The following is a 17197-nucleotide window of genomic DNA, read 5'->3' on the forward strand; positions in this document are numbered from 1 at the left end:
CGTGGCGGCGAAAGGAGATGAAGGTGATGGCGGCGTCGCACTGGTTGGTGAAGTCGGAACCGAACAGCTATTCCTATGCCGATCTCGAACGCGATGGCCGCACCGTCTGGGATGGGGTGCGCAACAATGCCGCCGCGCTGCACCTGAAGGCGATGAAGGAGGGGGACGAGGTCCTCTTCTATCACAGCCAGGAGGGGCTGGCCGTGGTCGGCGTCGCCAGGGTGGTGCGCACCGCCTTTCCCGATGCGACCGATCCGGCGGGGCGTTTCGTCGCGGTCGAACTGGCGCCGATCCGCGCGCTGGCGAAGCCCGTCACCCTCGGCGCGATGAAGGCGGAACCCGCGCTGGCCGGCATGGCGATGCTGCGGCAGAGCCGGCTGTCGGTGTCTCCCGTCTCCGACGCCGAATGGGACGTGATCCTGAAGATGGCGGCCTGAGCCTCGTTCAACTCGCCGGAGCGACGACCGTCTCTACCCGGTTCCGGCCGGCCTGCTTCGCGGCATAGAGTCCCGTATCGGCGCGCGCGTAGAGGCGTCCGAAATCCTCGTCGTCGCACAACTCGGCCACGCCCATGCTGACCGACACCCCGATCGACAGGCCGTCGACCGTGATCCGGGCGGTGGCGATCGCCTCGCGCAGCCGGTCCGCGAACAGCCGGGCGTCGGCGATCGCGGTGTCGGGCATCAATATGGCGAACTCCTCGCCGCCGATCCGCCCGGCGGCGTCGCCCTCGCGCAGATGGTCGAGCAGGAGGATGCCCGCCATCTCCAGCACGGCGTCGCCGCCCGGATGGCCATGGCGGTCGTTGACCGCCTTGAACTCGTCGAGGTCGAGGATCGCCAGGCACAGCGGTCGGCCGCCGCGCCGCGCCGCGCCGATCTGGTCCTCGGCCAGCGCCAGGAAATGCCGCCGGTTGGCGCAGCCGGTCAGCGGATCGGTCAGCGCCAGATGGCCCAGCCGTTCGTTGGCGGCGCGCAGGTCGGTGGTGCGCTCGGCGATCTGGCGTTCGAGATCGGCCTGCCGGCGGCGCAGATAGCGGGTCCGCCACCGGACGATCATCGCGACGCCGAGCAGCAGCAGCAGGCCGCCGACCAGCTTCAGCCACAGCCGCTGATACCAGGCGGGCAGCACCCGGATCGGCAGGGTCCGTTCGCGCTCGGTCCACACGCCGGCCCGGTTGGAGCCGCGCAGGCGCAGGACGTAATTGCCGGGCGGCAGGTTGGTGTAGATGGCGAGCCGCCGGTTGGCGTCGGTCTCGGTCCAGTCGCGGTCGAAGCCGTCGAGCCGATAGGCATAATGGTTGCGTTCGGGCGCGGTATAGTCGAGCGCGGCGAACTCGACCGCCAGGCTGTTGGCGTCGGGCGGCACCGTCAGCGGGGCGGTCGCGGTCGCCTGGTTGACCTGCGCCACCGGCAGCGTCACGCCGCCGATCCTGAGGTCGGTCACCACCAGCGGCGGTTGCAGCGTCCAGCGGGGCAGGGGCCCCGGCCGGACGATGGTGAGGCCGCCCTTGGCGCCGAACAGCGCTTCGCCGACCGCGCTGGTGGCGCCGGCCCCGGCATAATAGTCGACCAGCGCGGAGCCGTCGGCCTGGCGCACGGCGCGGACCGCGAAGCTCGTCGGATCGACCCGGGCGAGGCCGTCGTCGGTACCGGCCCAGATCGTGCCCGACCCGTCCATCTGCAGGCTGTCGACGTTCATGTGCGGCAGCCCCTGCGCCACCCCGATGCGGTGGAAGCGCCAGCGGCCGGCGGCGTCGCGGCCGGTCATCATGGCGAGGCCGCCGCCGAAGGTGCCGACCCAGAGGCGGTTGCGCCGGTCGATCAGCATCGCCACCACATTCCGTCCGGGCAGGGCGCCGCGGTCGGTGGCGTCGAAGGCGATATGGTCGATCGCGTGGGTCGCCAGGTCGAGCCGGTAGAGCCCGTTGCGCGTCCCGATCCACAGGTCGTGCCCCAGGCCGCGCCGGATGACGTTGACGCCGTCGTCGGTCAGGCGGGCATTGTCCTTCGGCCCGAACAGGACGCGGCCCGGCTGCCCCGCCCGATCGGGGACCACGCCGAGCAGTCCGTCCTCGTCGCCGCCGACCCAGAGCACGCCGTCGTCGAAGGCCAGCGCCGTGACCGACATCTGCGGGTCGCGGCCCGGCAACGGGACCAGGCGGACGCCGTCGGCGGCGGGACCGCTGTGGTAGAGGCCGCGCCGCGTGCCGATATAGACGCCGCCCCATCGATCCTCGGCCAGGGCGAAGACGATGTCGGGCGGCAGGATCGTGCGATGGCCGCCGCTGTCGCCGGGCCGCAGCGCCGCGACGCGGCCGACCGCCGGATCGATCACGTCGACGCCGCCGTCGAGATAGCCCATCCATACCCGGCCGTCGCGGGTCGCCAGCACCGATTGCGGATCGGTCGCGCTGAGCCCGTCGACGCTGTTCTCCGAGGCGAGCATGGCCGATATCAGCCCCGAGGTGCGCGGATGGTAGCTGAGCCCGCCCATGCAGCCGACCCACAGCGATCCGGCCTTGTCGCGCAGCAGCGCCCAGACGTCGTCATGGGCGAGGCTGTTGGCCACCGTGCGGTCGTGCCGGATGAAACGCGGTTGCAGCGTCGCGATGTCGATCGCGACGACACCGTTGCCGCGCATCCCGACCCATAGCTCGCGCGGGCTGGCGGGGCTGATCGCGGACACCGATCCCGCCGACAATATGGGGCCCTCGCCGACTGCGCGGGGCCGCGCGCCCGGCCGGTCGATCAGCAGCAGCCCGCGCCGCTGGGTCCCGATCCACACCCGGCCCTCGACATCCTCGTAGAGCGCGGTGATGCTGACCGCCGCATGGTCGAGCGCGACGATCGTCCAGCCGGCGGAGCCGGGCGCGCGGCGCAGCAGTCCCTTGGTCGTCCCGACCCATAGCGCGCCGCTCCGGTCGCGCAGCAGCGCGCGAACCGGGGCGTCGGCGATCGCGATCGGCGGCGTCCGGACCGCGCCATTGGCCGGGTTCAGATGATGGAGTCCCTGGTCGGTCCCGACCCACAGCCCGCCGCGACCGTCGTCGGCGATCGCGCCGATATGCGTCCGTCCCCCGCTGGGGCCGAGCGGTACCCGCACGAAACGGTCGCGCGGCGCGTCATAGCGGGCGAGGCCGCCGGCCCCGCCGCCGATCCACAGCGTGCCCGCCGGATCGACGTGCAGGATCTGGACCCAGTCGTCGGGCAGGCTACCCGGAACGTCGGGATCGGCCTTGTAGGCGCGGAAGCGATAGCCGTCCCAGCGGGTGAGCCCGCCCTGGGTGCCGATCCAGATGAAGCCGTCGCGATCCTGCGCCAGCGCGGTCGGCACCGGATGCGGCAATCCCTGGTCGCGGCCGTAATTGTGGAAGACGGTGGTGACCAGGTTGGTCCAGCGCGGCGCGGCGCGAACCGGGCCGGCGGCCGCGAAGGCGAGCGCGCACATGGCCAGCATGCCGCCCAGCATCCCGCCGGATCGAAGGAATCCCTTCCGCGCCTGCCCCCTCAATGTCCGTGCCCCAAATTCTTCCGACCCGACAATAGCAGGCGCTCGGATGGATAATAGTATCGAAAGGAAGGACGGGGCCGGTCCGGCCGGGGTCAGCGTTTCCGCTTGACGAGCCGCAAGGTCGGCCAGTCGCCGCGGACGATCTGCCCCGCCAGGTAGAAGCCCTGCCGGCGATAGGCCTGCGCGACCGCCTCGGCCTGGCTGTCGAGCAGCCCGGCGAGGATGACGGTGCCGCCCGGCAGCACCGCATTGGCGAACACCGGCGCCAGTTCGATCAGCGGGCCGGCCAGGATGTTGGCGATCAGCAGGTCGTAGGGCAGCCGGGCCTTGAGCCGGCGATGGGCGAGGCCGGCGGCCACCGCCAGCTCGACCTGTCCGCGCCCGCGCCCGACCGGCACGCCGTTGACGGCGGCGTTCTCGGCGGTCACCTCGATCGAGACCGGATCGATGTCCGACGCGATCACCCGGGCGGCGGGCCACAGCGTCCGCGCGGCGAAGGCGAGCAGCCCGGTGCCGGTGCCGATATCGGCGATGTCGTCGAAGCGCAGGCCACCGCGCTTGAGCTGGTCGAGCATCATCAGGCAGCCGGTGGTCGTCTCGTGATGCCCGGTGCCGAAGGCGCGGCCCGCGTCGATCATGAAGCCGGTCATCCCTTCGGGCACATGATCGGCATTGTGCGGCGTGTGGACGAAGAAGCGCCCGGCGTGGATCGGTTCCAGCCCCGATTGCGACAGGGTGACCCAGTCGTCCTCGGGGATGTGGGTGATGACGGGCTTCATCCCGGCGGCGCTCGGCACCAGCGCGGCGATCGCCGCGACCAGGGCCTTGGCAGGCCTGGTCTCGACATAGACGTCGAGCTGCCAGTCGTCGGGCCTGTCCGGATCGGGCTCGCTGGTCATCAGCGTCGGTGGCGGATCGAACGCCGCCATCTCGGGCAGGTCGCCGGCCAGCATCTCGGCCTCGGCCTTGGTGCAGGGCAGGGTGATCTTCCAGCTTCCCTCGCGCTCGGGCGCGAAGGGGAAACCGGTGACGCCGTCGCCCTTGGGTTCGGCTTTCCTCCTAGCGGACATAGCTGGCTCCGTTGATGTCGAGGACCGCGCCCGTCATCGATGCCGGCGCGGCGAGCGCGAGGAAGCGGACCGTCTCGGCGATCTCCGCCGGATCGGCGACGCGGCCGAGCGGGATGTCGGCGAGCAGCTTGTCGCCGCCGCGGCTCGCCAGATAATCCTCGGCCATGCCGGTGACGGTGAAGCCGGGGCAGACCGCGAAGGCGAGGATGCCCTCGGCCGCATAGCCGCGCGCGATCGTCTTGGTCATCGCCACCATGCCGGCCTTGGACGCGGCATAATGCCAATGCGCCGGGCTGTCGCCGCGATGGGCGGCGCGACTGGCGATATTGACGATGCGCCCGCCGCCGTGCCGCCGGAAATGCAGGACGGCGAGGCGGCAGAGCTCGGCGGCGGCGGTCAGGTTGACCTGCATCGTCCGGTTCCACGCCTCGGTCCAGGCGATGTCGGGCGCGTCGATCGAGGCGGCCTCGAAGATGCCGGCATTGTTGACGAGCACGTCGATCCGGCCGCCGAGCCGCTCGAGCGCCTGGTCCCAGATGCGGCGCGGCGCGGTCGGGTCGGAAAGGTCGGCGGCGATGCTGTCGTCGTCGCCGTCGCTGGAACGATGGCCGACGATGCGGACGTCCTCGTCCGCGAAGCGGTCGACGATGGCCCTGCCGATGCCCCGGCTGGTGCCGGTGGCGAGGATGTTGATGGTCATGGGGCGCGGGATAAGGATTGTTGGCCGGAACGGCAACGGCGGATCGCCCCGAGGTGCGGGGAGAAGCGCCTTTCAAGCGTCATTCCCGCGAAGGCGGGAATCCACCGGCGAACGATCTCCGAACCTTCAGGGGGTCGGTCAACCGACCCAATGGATTCCCGCCTTCGCGGGAATGACGATCATGGGAAACGAAGCGCGAAAGCGTTTACCCGCTCCTGTGGAAATGTCAGGCGGCTATGCGGCTGACGAAGTCTCCCGTGATCGTCTCCAGCTTCGAAAGCTCGCCGTCGACGCGACGGAAGCCGGCTTCGAGATGGTCGATCTCGCCCGCGACATTCTCGGTGTCGGCGCGGATCGCGGAGATGGTGGTCGACATCGAGTCGGCGGCGAGCGCGGTCTCGTCGACCGCGGCGGTGATCATGGTGACGGTCTGCGCCTGCGACTCCATCGTCGTGCGGATGCGCTCGGCCGAGGTCTGGACCTCGCCGACGATGTCGCGGATCGCGCCGTTGGCCTCCACCGTCTGGCGGGTCGCGGCTTGGATCGCGGCGATCTTGGCGGCGATGTCGTCGGTCGCGCGCGCGGTCTGGCTGGCGAGGCTCTTCACCTCCTGCGCGACCACCGCGAAGCCGCGCCCGGCGTCGCCGGCGCGGGCGGCCTCGATCGTCGCGTTGAGCGCGAGCAGGTTGGTCTGCCCCGCGATGTCGCGGATCAGGCCGAGGATCGACTCGATCGCCTGGGCATGGTCCGACAGCACCTCGGAGATCGCCACGGCGTGGATCGACCGGTCGGCGGCGCGGGTGGCGATCTGCGCGGCGACCTCGACCTCGGCGCGGCTTTCCTCGATCGCGCGGATCAGGCCGGCGGCGGTGTGGGCGGCCTCGCGCATCGCCAGCGCCGACTGCTCGGCGGCGGCGGCGACCTCGGACGTCTTGCCCAGCATGCCGCGGGCCGATTGGGAGGTCTGGCCGGTGCGCTGGCGCAGGCCACGGGAATCGTCGAGCGCGCGGCCCAGCGTTTCGGAGATGTTGGTGCGGAAGGCGCGGCCCTCGTCGGCGAGCCCCTGATGCTGCGACGCCCGATCCTGGGCGCCGGCGACGGCGAAGGCCAGGTCGAAATGGATCGCATGGACCGCGACCAGGGCCTCGCAGCTCCGGCCGACGAAGTCGGGGTCCTCGGCGAAGCGCCGGGCGATCTCGCCGCACAGATGGGTGACCGCCTCGCGGGTCTTGCGGGCGACCTCGCCCGCGCCGCCGCCGCGCGCCGCCTGGGTGGCCGCCTGGTCGGCATAGGCGCGCAGGCCGGCGGGCGTCACGCCCTCGGTCAGCAGCGCCTGCCAGCGGGCGTCGAGCCCGTCGCCGCCGAGCCGGGCAGCGATCGCCCTGAGTCGCGCGTCGAGGTCCGCCGAACGATCGTAGAGCGCCAGTTTCCGGCTGATCTCCTGATCGCTGAGACCGATCGATTCCACGTCCTGACCGTTCATCATGGGTATCTGCGCCTCGCACTCTTTCGCCAATTGGGGCGATTCATAGGGGGGCGTTGGTAAACAGGCCGTTTAGAGTGACCGAAATTCGCTGTGCCGGGGGCTCCAAAGCGCCTTGCATGGTGCGGCGCATCGTCTAAGACGGGCGCCGACGACAGAGGGAGGGCATCATGTCGCGCAATCCGGGGCGTCCGCTTTCGCCGCACCTCACTATCTGGAAATGGGGTCCGCACATGGCCGTGTCGATCCTGCACCGGGCGACCGGCGTGGGACTCGCGATCGTGGCAGGTCTGGCTTTCGTCTGGTGGCTGGTGGCGGCCGCGAGCGGGCCCGACGCCTATGCGACCTTCTATAAGGTCGCCACGTCCTGGTTCGGCTATCTGGTCGCGATCGGACTGACCTGGTCCTTCTTCCAGCATCTCTTCTCGGGCTTGCGGCACTTCGTGCTCGACATCGGCGCGGGCTATGAACTGAAGATCAACAAGACGGGATCGATCGCGACGATGGTCGGTTCGGTGCTGGTCACGCTGCTGATCTGGGTCCCGATCCTGCTCTCGCTTTCGAAGGGAGCGCACTGATGGGTAACGGAACCGGAATCGGCCGCGTCCGCGGCCTCGGCTCGGCCAAGCATGGCGCGATGCACTGGTGGCGCCAGCGGGTGACGGCGGCGGGCAACCTGCTGCTCGCCACCTGGTTCGTCGTCTCGCTGTTCCGCTTGCCCAACCTCGGGCACGACGTGGTGGTGCAGTGGATCGGCTCGCCGATCGTGGCGGTGCCGCTGGTCCTGCTGACCGTCTCGGTCTTCTACCACATGCGGCTGGGCCTCCAGGTCGTCCTCGAGGACTATGTCCATGAGGATGCCGGCAAGGTCTTCTCCCTGCTGCTGCTCAACCTCTACACGATCGCAGGCGCCGCGCTGGCGATCTTCTCGATCCTCAAGATCGCCTTCGGGGGAGTTTCGGCCTAATGTCCGAGGCATATAAGATCGTCGACCACCTCTATGACGCGGTGGTCGTGGGCGCGGGCGGCTCCGGCCTTCGCGCCACCATGGGCGCGGCGGGCGCCGGCCTCAAGACGGCCTGCATCACCAAGGTCTTCCCGACCCGCAGCCACACCGTCGCGGCGCAGGGCGGCATCGCCGCCTCGCTCGGCAATATGGGCCCGGATCACTGGACCTGGCACATGTACGACACCGTCAAGGGGTCGGACTGGCTCGGCGACCAGGACGCCATCGAATATATGGTGCGCGAGGCGCCGGCCGCGGTGATCGAGCTCGAACATGCGGGCGTGCCGTTCAGCCGCACCGAAGAGGGCAAGATCTACCAGCGCCCGTTCGGCGGCCACATGCAGAACATGGGCGCCGGCCCGCCCGTGCAGCGCACCTGCGCCGCCGCGGACCGCACCGGCCACGCGATGCTTCACGCGCTCTATCAGCAGAGCCTGAAGTACGATGCGGACTTCTACATCGAATATTTCGCGCTCGACCTGATCATGGAGGACGGCGCGTGCAAGGGCGTGATCGCGCTCTGCATGGAGGACGGCTCGATCCATCGCTTCCGCAGCCAGGCGGTGGTGCTGGCGACGGGCGGTTCGGGCCGCACCTATTTCTCCGCGACCTCGGCGCACACCTGCACCGGCGACGGCGGCGGCATGGTGCTGCGCGCCGGCCTTCCGCTCCAGGACATGGAGTTCGTGCAGTTCCACCCGACCGGCATCTACGGCGCGGGCGTCCTCATCACCGAGGGCGCGCGCGGCGAGGGCGGCTATCTCACCAACTCGCAGGGCGAGCGCTTCATGGAGCGCTATGCCCCGTCGGCGAAGGACCTCGCCAGCCGCGACGTCGTGTCGCGTTCGATGGCGATGGAGATGCGCGAGGGCCGCGGCGTCGGCAAGAACGGCGACTATATCTACCTGCACCTCGATCATATCGATCCCAAGGTGCTGGCGGAGCGGCTGCCCGGCATCACCGAGACCGGCAAGATCTTCGCCGGCGTCGACCTGACCCGCCAGCCGCTGCCGGTGACGCCGACCGTCCACTACAATATGGGCGGCGTCCCCTGTAACTATCATGGCGAGGTCGTCACCCTGAAGGACGGCAACCCGGACGCGGTCGTCCCCGGCCTGTTCGCGGTGGGCGAGGCGGCCTGCGTGTCGGTCCACGGCGCCAACCGCCTCGGCTCCAACTCGCTGATCGACCTCGTCGTGTTCGGCCGCGCGACCGGCTTCCGCCTGGCGGAGCTGGTCAAGCCGAACAGCAAGCATGGCGGGATCAACAAGGAAGCCGACGAGAAGGCGCTCGGCCGGCTCGACCATTACCGCAACGCCAAGGGCGGCACCCCGACCGCGCAGATCCGCCTCGACATGCAGCACACGATGCAGAAGCACTGCGCCGTGTTCCGCGATTCCGAGCTGCTCGGCGAAGGCCAGGGGAAGATCGACAAGGTCTATACCCGCCTCGACGATATCGGCATCACCGACCGGTCGCTGATCTTCAACACGGACCTGATCGAGACGCTCGAGCTCGACAACATGCTGCCGCAGGCGGTGGTGACGATGCATTCGGCCGCGAACCGCAAGGAAAGCCGCGGCGCGCACATGCACGAGGATTATCCCGATCGCGACGATGCGAACTGGATGAAGCACACCATCACCTGGTTCGACAAGGGCGAGGTGAAGATCGATTATCGCCCGGTGCACGATTACACGCTCACCGACGACGTCGAATATATCAAGCCGAAGGCGCGCGTTTACTGATCGCCGCCATCGGGAACGGTTCGGGAAAAGGGGGCTTCGGCCCCCTTTTCTTTGGGCCGGCTTTTCATCATCTCGCCGCAATTCCCGCTTAGGGGGCCGCCTTCATGAAGAAAGCCATCATCCTTTCGGCCGGACAGGGATCGCGGCTGCTGCCGCTGACCGCCGACCAGCCCAAATGCCTCATCGATTTCGCGGGCAAGAGCCTGATCGCTTGGCAGATCGAGGCGCTGGTCGCCAACGGCATCACCGAGATCGCGGTGGTCACCGGCTTCCGCGACGAGAAGCTGGCGGCGGCGCTGGCCGGGATCGGGCATCCGGGCGTCGCCATCCGTACCCGCTTCAATCCCTTCTACAAGGTCGCCGACAATCTCGGCTCGTGCTGGATCGTGCGCGAGGAGATGGACCAGGATTTCATCATCCTCAACGGCGACACGCTCGTCTCGCCCGCCATCGTCGGCCGGCTGATCGCCGGCGCGGCCGCGCCGATCATCGTGACGATCGACGTGAAGGACGATTACGACCTCGACGACATGAAGGTGCAGCGCGACGGCGACCGGCTGCTCCAGATCGGCAAGCGGCTCGAACCGCATGAGACCAATGCCGAGTCGATCGGCATGCTCGCCTTCAAGGGCGACGGACCCCGCATCTTCCGCGACCAGGTCGAGGCGATGATGCGCACCCCCGAAGGCGTGCTCAACTGGTATCTCAAGGCGATCCACGCGCTGGCGCCGAGCGGCGTCGTCGGCACCGTCTCGATCGAGGGGCTGTCCTGGGCCGAGGTCGACTTCCCCGAGGACCTGCCGATCGCGCGGGCGCTGACCGAGGGGTGGGCGGCCGGGACGTAGGGATTCCTTCGGCCGTCAACGCGCGTCATCCTGACGAAAGTCAGGATCCATTGCCGCTCCGTCGAGATGAAGCCTCAGCGTTGCGTTTCTGGATCCCGGATCAAGTCCGGGATGACGACAGGAAAATCGCTCTCTCCAGCCCGAGTTCAGGGTGACGGCAGCGAATCGGCGCCTCAGTTCTTCTTCGGCCGCGAATAGTTCGGCGGATCGCTGGCGGGAAAGGACTCGTCGGAGCTTTCGTCGACGACGTCCCAGTCCTTGCCGTCCTCGTCGCGGATCGCGTCGGGCCCCGCGTCGCGGACCGGATTGGGCGCGCCGTTGCGGATCTGCTCCTGCGCCGGGCTGCCCTTGGCGAGGGCGGCCGCGCTCCGTCCGTTCGCCATCAGCCCCTTGAGCCAGCCGGCCATCGCCGCGACCTGCCCGTCCGACAGCGCGACGGCCTGGCCCAGCGCGGGCGGACCGGGCCAGCCGGCGTCGGTGATCGAGAGACCGTCATGCTCGCGTTCGCCCTCATGGCGGGGGATGACGTGGAAATGGACGTGCGGGTCGACCATCATCAGCATCAGATAGTTGAGCTTCCGATAGTCGATCGCCAGCTTCAGCGCCGCCTCGATCTCGGCGGTGACGGTCTTCAGCTCGGCATGGGCCTCGGCCGGCAGGTCGCCGAACGCGGTGGCGTCCGACTTGGCGGCGAGGACGAGCGAGCCGAGCGTCGGCTGGGCCGGACGCAGCAGGACGACCCAATGGCGATAATCGCGGACCAGCGTCGCGGGCCAGCCGAATTTCTCGATCGTCGCGTTCGCCATTCCGTCCTCCTATCGCGTCACACCGTCAGCCAGGACCGGACCTTCACCCCGCGCTTGCGACGGCGCAGCGCCTGGGCCAGCCGGACCGCATGGAACAGGCAGGATAGCACGGTCCACACCGCCACGGCGATAAGGCCGAGGTCGGGCCGCCCGAACAGCGTGGCGACGAACAGGATCACCATGTTCGGGTTGCGCCGCGCGGTGATCAGGCGGAAGTCGCTGTCGATCTTCTCCCAGACATGGATGTGCATGCCGTTGAAGCGGCGGATGAACGCGCCCTCGATCGCGCGCTGGACGACATAGCCGCCGACGATCGCGATCATCACCAGGGTGAATTCGAGATGGGTATAGGCCAATCCCCAATGCGACAGGCCGACGCCCCAGGCCCACCACCAGAAGGGCGGATGGACCAGGTCGACGCCATGGTCGAAGACGTTGCCCCACGCGCTGGAGGTGATGGTGCAGCGGGCGAGCTTGCCGTCGACGGTGTCGAGCACCATGAAGACCAGCCCCGCTGCCATGCCCCAGCCATATTCGCCGATCCAGAACAGCCAGGTGGCGAGGACGCACAGCGCCGCGCCGATCGCCGTCACCTGGTTGGGCGACATGCCGATCTTCGCGGCCAGGCGGGTCAGCACCAGCGCCCATTCGGGCCACAGATATTTGGTGAGGATGTCGGTGACGCCCTTATAGGCGCCGAAATAGGTCTTGCGCTCGATCGCCTTGGCAGTGCCGGGCTCGAGCTTCGCGATCACCGGTTCCTCGCGCTTGCGCAGCGCGGCGTTGTAGAAGACGCGGTTGTCCTCGACCCGCACCTCGTCGAGGCCGTCGGGAAAGCCGCCGCCCGTGTCGGAGGTGAGATGGGCGATCACCTTCTCGCCGTCGAGGGTCAGCACCTGGCCCGGCCGGTCGACCATGAATTTCAGCCAGGCGGGTTCGAACACATGGCTGGCCGAGACCAGCAGGACGGGGCCGTTGCTTTCCTCGCGATACCGCAGCTTCTGGGCGGCGGCCATGCGCCGCAGCCGTTCGGTACTGGACATGCCCCAGATCGGCGTCGGGTTGGTTCCGATCGATCGGACGCCGGGTACACTACTGATGTTCATGATCACCATATGAGAGTTGACGTCGGCGTTCCTTGCCGACGCGGCCCTAGGCTGGCAAGGCACGATGATGATCAATTCGGCTTTTACCGTGATCCTGCTGGCCGGCCAGCGCCCCGGCGGCGACCCGCTGGCGGAGCATTTTGGCCAGCCGTTCAAGGCGTTGATCGACGTGGCCGGCCAGCCGATGCTCGCCTGGGTCGGCAGCACGCTCGCCGCCCGTCCGGACGTCAGGCGCATCGTCATCCTCGCCCAGCAGGCCGACGCCCTGCTCGACGATCCGGCGACCCGCTGGCTGCGCGACGAGGAGCGGGTGACGGTGCGCGACAGCGGCGCCTCGATCGTCGAGGCGATCGCCGGCACGCTGCGGTCGATGCCGCAGGCCTATCCCTTCCTGCTGGCCACCGCCGACAACGTCCTGCTCGACGACGCGATGATCGACCGGTTCAAGGTCGGCGCCGAGGGAGCCGACATCGCCGTGGCGCTGGTCGAGAGGAAGGTGCTGGAGGCTGCCTATCCCGGCAATCGCCGCACCTGGCTGCCGTTTCGCGGCGGCGCCTATTCGGGCGCCAACCTGTTCTGGCTCGGCAGCCCGGAGGCGCTCGAGGTGCTTGCCATCTGGCGGCGCGTCGAGCAGCAGCGCAAGAAGGCGCGCGCGGTGCTCGGCGCCTTCGGCGTGGGCCTGTCGCTGATGATCGCGCTCCGGATGCTGACCCTCGGCGGCGCGGTCGCGCGGGTGGGGCGGCGGCTGGGCCTGACCGCGAAGGCCGTCCTGCTGCCCTATGCCGAGGCTTGCATCGACGTCGACAAGCCCTCCGACCATGCAATGGTCGAGGCTATCCTGCGGGCGCGGGCGTCGCGGCCCGATCCGGAGCTATAGCAGCCGCAGCTTCCGCGCCGTCTTGCCCAGTGCCAGCTTGTCGTCATGGCTGAGGCCGAAGCGGCCCGAGACCCAGATGCCGGCAACCAGCAGCACCGCGCCGATCGCGATGCGGACGACATGGTGGAGCGGCCCGAGCAGTTCGGAGAGCAGGAAGATCACCGCGCCGACCGCTGCCGCCACCGCCGCGGCGCGGGCGAAGGGCGGGGCGAAGGGATGGAGGTGCTGGTGGTGCCAGAGCTGGACCATCGGGGTCAGCACCGATACCGCGATGCCCGCCGACACCGCGATCGCCATGCCGTCCATCCCGCCCTGCGGCAGCAGCAGCGCGCCGAGCGCCAGCGACACGGCCAGCCCGATCGCGCTGCCGACCAGCGGATGATGATAGCGGCTGATCACCGACTGGATCGCCGAGGCCTGGCCCGCCACCGCCTCGATCAGCCGGGTGAAGGTGAGCAGCGCGAGCGCCAGATAGGCGGCCTGCGCGCCGCTGCCGAACAGCGCGAGCAGCGCCCGGCCGCCGCCGGCGATGGTGCAGACCACCGGCGTCGCGACGACGATGGTGAGCCGGGTGGCGAAGCCGTAGATCTCGGCGACGTGGCGGATGTCGTGGCGCACCGCTTCGGAGGCGAGCGGCGCCATCACATAGGAGAAGGCCTGGCGGATGAGCTGGACGCCGCTGGCGATCTTGCGCGCGATCGCGAACAGGCCGGCGGCGCTGGCCCCGGCGGCGCCCGGGATGATCAGGTTGAGGATCAGCGGCGGCGCGTCGCTGAACAGCCGGTTGACGATGTTCGACGGCAGCACCGAGATGCCGGCGTAGAAGGTCTTCGCCCGCATCGACGGCCCGGCCCCGCGCAGCACGAGGTCGAGCCGGTAATAGCGGGCGAGCAGCCGGGTCGAGAAGACGCAGGTGATCGCCAGCGAGCAGAGATGCGCGATCAGCAGGCCGAGCGTGCCGGCGCCGAGCGCCGCGAGCAGCGTCGCGGCGATCATGCGGAGGATCTGTTCCCACATCACCCTCAGGCGGATCTCCGGCCCGAACGCCTTGCGCGCGCGCAGCGCGGAGGTCGCGATCTCGACATAGGCCCAGAAGGGGAGGGCCCAGGCGAAGATCGCGATGCCGGTCGCCAGTTCGTCGCGATCCTTGGCGGCGACGTTGACCACCTCGGCGATCCGGTGCGCGCCGAGGCTGACGAGCAGGGCGATGAGGATGCAGGGCCCGAGGCCGAGCAGCATCGCCTGGCGCAGCGCGGCGGCGCGTTCGGCATCGTCTCGCGCCTGCGGCACGACGCGCTGCAGCGCACTGGTCATCCCCATGTCGGCGATGTTCTCGATCAGGTTCACCGCCGACCACAGCACCATGTAGAGGCCGTAGGTCGGCAGGCCGAACAGCCAGACATAGAGCGGCTGGGAGACGATCTCGATGACGCCGCCGGCCCGCGCCAGCAGCGCGGTGCCGGCGCCCTTGGCGACCTGGCGCGATCCGGGCGGGAGCTCGGGAGGGGCGGCGGACGACATGCGCCTGCTTTAGTTTATCCCCTTGGCGGTTCAAGGGATGCTATACAGATGCGCTCAGGTGTTGAGCCGTGCGAATTCATTCGCTATCGCGGCATCCAACCAAGCAGGGGGATCGAGTCATGGCCGAGTTCGCGCTTCCGAAGAACAGCAAGATCAAGAAGAACGGCAAGGTCCACAAGGCGGCCCCCGACGCGAAGGACGTGAAGTCCTTCAAGATCTATCGCTACGATCCCGACAGCGGCGAGAATCCGCGCTACGACACGTTCGAGGTCGACCTCGCCGAATGCGGCCCGATGGTCCTCGACGCGCTGATCAAGATCAAGAGCGAGCAGGACCCGTCGGTCACCTTCCGCCGCTCGTGCCGCGAGGGCATCTGCGGTTCCTGCTCGATGAACATGAACGGCAAGAACGGCCTCGCCTGCACCACCGCGATCGAGGACTGCAAGGGCGAGGTCCGCATCACCCCGCTGCCGCACATGGACGTGATCAAGGACCTCGTTCCGGACTTCACGCATTTCTATGCGCAATATGCGTCGATCCAGCCCTGGCTGAAGACCGTCACCCCGGCCCCTTCGGGCAAGGAGCGGTTGCAGTCGCCCGACGACCGCAACAAGCTCGACGGCCTCTACGAGTGCATCCTGTGCGCCTGCTGCTCGACCTCGTGCCCGAGCTACTGGTGGAACAGCGACAAGTTCCTCGGCCCGGCGATCCTGCTCCAGGCCTATCGCTGGCTGGCCGACAGCCGCGACGAGATGACCGGCGAGCGGCTCGACGAGCTCGAGGATCCGTTCCGTCTCTATCGCTGCCACACGATCATGAACTGCGCCAATGTCTGCCCCAAGGGCCTGAGCCCGGCCAAGGCGATCGGCGAGATCAAGAAGATGGTGGTCGAGCGGCAGCTCTGATCCGGTTCATCGCGTCGTCGTGGAAATAGACACGGACCTCTACCGCTTCGGTCCGCACCCCGACATGCCGGGCTGGTCCCGGTGGGAGATCAAGGCGCAGGATCGCTTCAACGCGGTGCTCGGCGACCTCGCCGTGCGCCGCGACGGCGACCGGGCGCTGCTGCGCCTGTTCCCGCAGCAGCGTCATGCCAATCTCGGCAACAAGGTCCATGGCGGCGCGCTGCTGACCTTCATCGACGTCGGCCTGTTCGTCGCGCCGCTGGCGCTGGGCGATGCGCGCTCGCCGCGCGGCGTCACGGTCGAGCTGAGCACGCAGTTCGCCGGCGCGGCCGACATCGACGACCCGATCGACCTGATCGTCGAGGTCACCCGCGAGACCGGGCGCATGATCTTCCTGCGCGGGACGGTCGAGCAGCGCGATGCCATGGTCGCCAGCTTCATGGCGATCGTCCGCAAGGCGGCGTCATGACCGGCGTCGTCGCCCGCTACGAGGAGCTGGTCGCCGCCGGCGAGCTGCGCCCGGATCCCGACCAGCGCGCCACCGTCGAGCGGCTCAACGCCCTGGCGCTGGCGCTGGAGGAGCAGCCGGCCAAGGGCAGCGTGCTGTGGCGGATGCTGCGCAAGGCGCCGCCGCCGGTGCGCGGCCTCTACATGTGGGGCGGGGTCGGCCGCGGCAAGTCGATGCTGATGGACCTGTTCTACGACTGCGTCCGGATCGGCGCGAAGCGGCGCGTCCATTTCCACGAGTTCATGATCGAGGTGCACGAGCGGCTGCGGGTCGAGCGCGCCAAGGAGAAGGGCGATCCGATCCCGCCGGTGGTCGAGGCGATCGCCGCCGAGGCGAAGCTGCTCGCCTTCGACGAGATGGTCGTCAACAACATGGCCGACGCGGCGATCCTCAGCCGGCTGTTCACCGGGTTGATCGTCGACGCCGGGGTGACGGTGGTGACGACCTCCAACCGGCCGCCGCGCGATCTCTACAAGGACGGGCTCAACCGGCAGCTCTTCCTGCCCTTCATCGACCTGATCGAGGCTCGTCTCGACGTGCTGTCGCTCAACGGGCCGACCGACTATCGGCTCGAACGGCTGGGCGGCATGCCGGTCTGGTACGCGCCGAACGGCCCGGCCGCGACCGCGGCGGTGTCGGAGGCCTTCTTTCGGCTGACCGACTATCCGCCCGAGGACCGCGCGCACGTCCCGACCGCCGACATCGCGGTGCCGGGCGGGCGCACCCTGCACGTGCCCAAGAGCCTGAAGGGCGTCGCGGTCTTCTCGTTCAAGCGGCTCTGCGCCGAGGCGCGGGGCGCCGCCGACTATCTGGCGATCGCGCGCAACTATCACACCGTGATCATCGTCGGCATCCCCCTGCTGACGCCCGAGAAGCGCAACGAGGCGGCCCGCTTCAAGGTGCTGATCGACGCGCTCTACGAACATAAGGTCAAGCTGCTGGCCGCCGCCGACGCCGAGCCCGAGGCGCTCTATCCCGACGGCGACGGCGCCTTCGAGTTCGAGCGCACCGTCTCGCGGCTGATGGAGATGCGCAGCCAGGACTATCTCGCCGCCGGCCACGGCTTGGAGGAATAGGCCCGGTTGGACTCGTTTTGGGTCCACCTTTGT

General features: G+C 69.0%; 15 protein-coding genes and 1 pseudogene. 9 read left to right on the plus strand and 7 right to left on the minus strand.

Annotation, left to right across the window (positions count from 1 at the left end; translation table 11 throughout):
* Positions 1 to 26: 26 nt before the first annotated feature.
* Positions 27 to 437 (plus strand): EVE domain-containing protein, encoded by a 411-nt coding sequence (locus tag HRJ34_RS26825; protein ID WP_208632947.1) that lies wholly within the window; start codon positions 27 to 29, stop codon positions 435 to 437.
* A gap of 7 nt (positions 438 to 444) precedes the next feature.
* On the opposite strand, the gene HRJ34_RS26830 is transcribed toward HRJ34_RS26825, so the two are convergent.
* The 4 genes from HRJ34_RS26830 to HRJ34_RS26845 all read right to left on the minus strand — a co-directional run bounded on the left by HRJ34_RS26830 (position 445) and on the right by HRJ34_RS26845 (position 6769).
* Positions 445 to 3459: a ligand-binding sensor domain-containing protein gene (locus HRJ34_RS26830; protein ID WP_208632948.1), complete on the minus strand. Its 3015-nt coding sequence runs from the start codon at positions 3457 to 3459 to the stop codon at positions 445 to 447.
* Between the two features lie 146 nt (positions 3460 to 3605).
* A complete protein-coding gene (locus HRJ34_RS26835) occupies positions 3606 to 4583 on the minus strand; it encodes a 50S ribosomal protein L11 methyltransferase (protein ID WP_208632949.1) in 978 nt (325 codons plus the stop codon).
* Positions 4573 to 5283: an SDR family NAD(P)-dependent oxidoreductase gene (locus tag HRJ34_RS26840; RefSeq protein WP_041379058.1), complete on the minus strand. Its 711-nt coding sequence runs from the start codon at positions 5281 to 5283 to the stop codon at positions 4573 to 4575. Before HRJ34_RS26840 ends, HRJ34_RS26835 begins: the two co-directional genes overlap by 11 nt.
* A 226-nt stretch (positions 5284 to 5509) precedes the next feature.
* Positions 5510 to 6769, minus strand: a complete 1260-nt coding sequence (locus HRJ34_RS26845) for a methyl-accepting chemotaxis protein (protein WP_208632950.1) — start codon at positions 6767 to 6769, stop codon at positions 5510 to 5512.
* 167 nt (positions 6770 to 6936) lie between these two features.
* Between HRJ34_RS26845 and sdhC the strand changes: the two genes are divergently transcribed.
* The 4 genes from sdhC (at position 6937) to HRJ34_RS26865 (ending at position 10365) form a co-directional block, all read left to right on the plus strand.
* Complete coding sequence (gene sdhC, locus HRJ34_RS26850; protein ID WP_011952155.1) at positions 6937 to 7344, plus strand: succinate dehydrogenase, cytochrome b556 subunit; 408 nt, start codon at positions 6937 to 6939, stop codon at positions 7342 to 7344.
* The gene (sdhD, locus tag HRJ34_RS26855) at positions 7344 to 7733 is read left to right on the plus strand and encodes a succinate dehydrogenase, hydrophobic membrane anchor protein (RefSeq protein WP_011952154.1); all 390 of its coding nucleotides are present in this window, start codon (positions 7344 to 7346) and stop codon (positions 7731 to 7733) included. The genes sdhC and sdhD overlap by 1 nt, the downstream gene beginning before the upstream one ends.
* Positions 7733 to 9520, plus strand: a complete 1788-nt coding sequence (sdhA, locus tag HRJ34_RS26860; protein WP_011952153.1) for a succinate dehydrogenase flavoprotein subunit — start codon at positions 7733 to 7735, stop codon at positions 9518 to 9520. Before sdhD ends, sdhA begins: the two co-directional genes overlap by 1 nt.
* Positions 9521 to 9624: 104 nt before the next feature.
* Complete coding sequence (locus HRJ34_RS26865; protein ID WP_208632951.1) at positions 9625 to 10365, plus strand: phosphocholine cytidylyltransferase family protein; 741 nt, start codon at positions 9625 to 9627, stop codon at positions 10363 to 10365.
* Between the two features lie 377 nt (positions 10366 to 10742).
* Here HRJ34_RS26865 and HRJ34_RS26870 read toward each other — a convergent pair.
* Both HRJ34_RS26870 and HRJ34_RS26875 read right to left on the minus strand, forming a co-directional pair.
* Positions 10743 to 11171 (minus strand): annotated as a pseudogene (locus HRJ34_RS26870) (HIT family protein); the annotation flags it as partial.
* Between the two features lie 17 nt (positions 11172 to 11188).
* Complete coding sequence (locus HRJ34_RS26875; RefSeq protein WP_037505131.1) at positions 11189 to 12520, minus strand: CDP-alcohol phosphatidyltransferase family protein; 1332 nt, start codon at positions 12518 to 12520, stop codon at positions 11189 to 11191.
* Here HRJ34_RS26875 and HRJ34_RS26880 point away from each other — a divergent pair.
* A complete protein-coding gene (locus tag HRJ34_RS26880) occupies positions 12462 to 13154 on the plus strand; it encodes a hypothetical protein (protein ID WP_208634432.1) in 693 nt (230 codons plus the stop codon). The genes HRJ34_RS26875 and HRJ34_RS26880 overlap by 59 nt on opposite strands.
* On the opposite strand, the gene HRJ34_RS26885 is transcribed toward HRJ34_RS26880, so the two are convergent.
* Positions 13149 to 14675 carry a lipopolysaccharide biosynthesis protein gene (locus HRJ34_RS26885; protein ID WP_011952148.1) on the minus strand — a complete coding sequence of 509 codons (1527 nt, stop codon included), beginning with the start codon at positions 14673 to 14675 and terminating at the stop codon, positions 13149 to 13151. The two genes, HRJ34_RS26880 and HRJ34_RS26885, sit on opposite strands and share 6 nt — an antisense overlap.
* 119 nt (positions 14676 to 14794) lie before the next feature.
* Between HRJ34_RS26885 and HRJ34_RS26890 the strand changes: the two genes are divergently transcribed.
* Genes HRJ34_RS26890 through zapE form a run of 3 tightly spaced genes read left to right on the plus strand, consistent with a single transcriptional unit; the run spans position 14795 to position 17164 of the window.
* Entirely contained in the window at positions 14795 to 15580 is a 786-nt protein-coding gene (locus HRJ34_RS26890) for a succinate dehydrogenase iron-sulfur subunit (RefSeq protein ID WP_011952147.1), read from the plus strand.
* A gap of 19 nt (positions 15581 to 15599) precedes the next feature.
* A complete protein-coding gene (locus tag HRJ34_RS26895; protein ID WP_011952146.1) occupies positions 15600 to 16049 on the plus strand; it encodes a PaaI family thioesterase in 450 nt (149 codons plus the stop codon).
* Positions 16046 to 17164, plus strand: coding sequence for a cell division protein ZapE (gene zapE, locus HRJ34_RS26900; protein WP_011952145.1), 1119 nt, complete (start codon positions 16046 to 16048; stop codon positions 17162 to 17164). The genes HRJ34_RS26895 and zapE overlap by 4 nt, the downstream gene beginning before the upstream one ends.
* Positions 17165 to 17197 lie beyond the last annotated feature (33 nt).

Source organism: Rhizorhabdus wittichii, from assembly GCF_017607425.1.
Lineage (GTDB): Bacteria > Pseudomonadota > Alphaproteobacteria > Sphingomonadales > Sphingomonadaceae > Rhizorhabdus > Rhizorhabdus wittichii.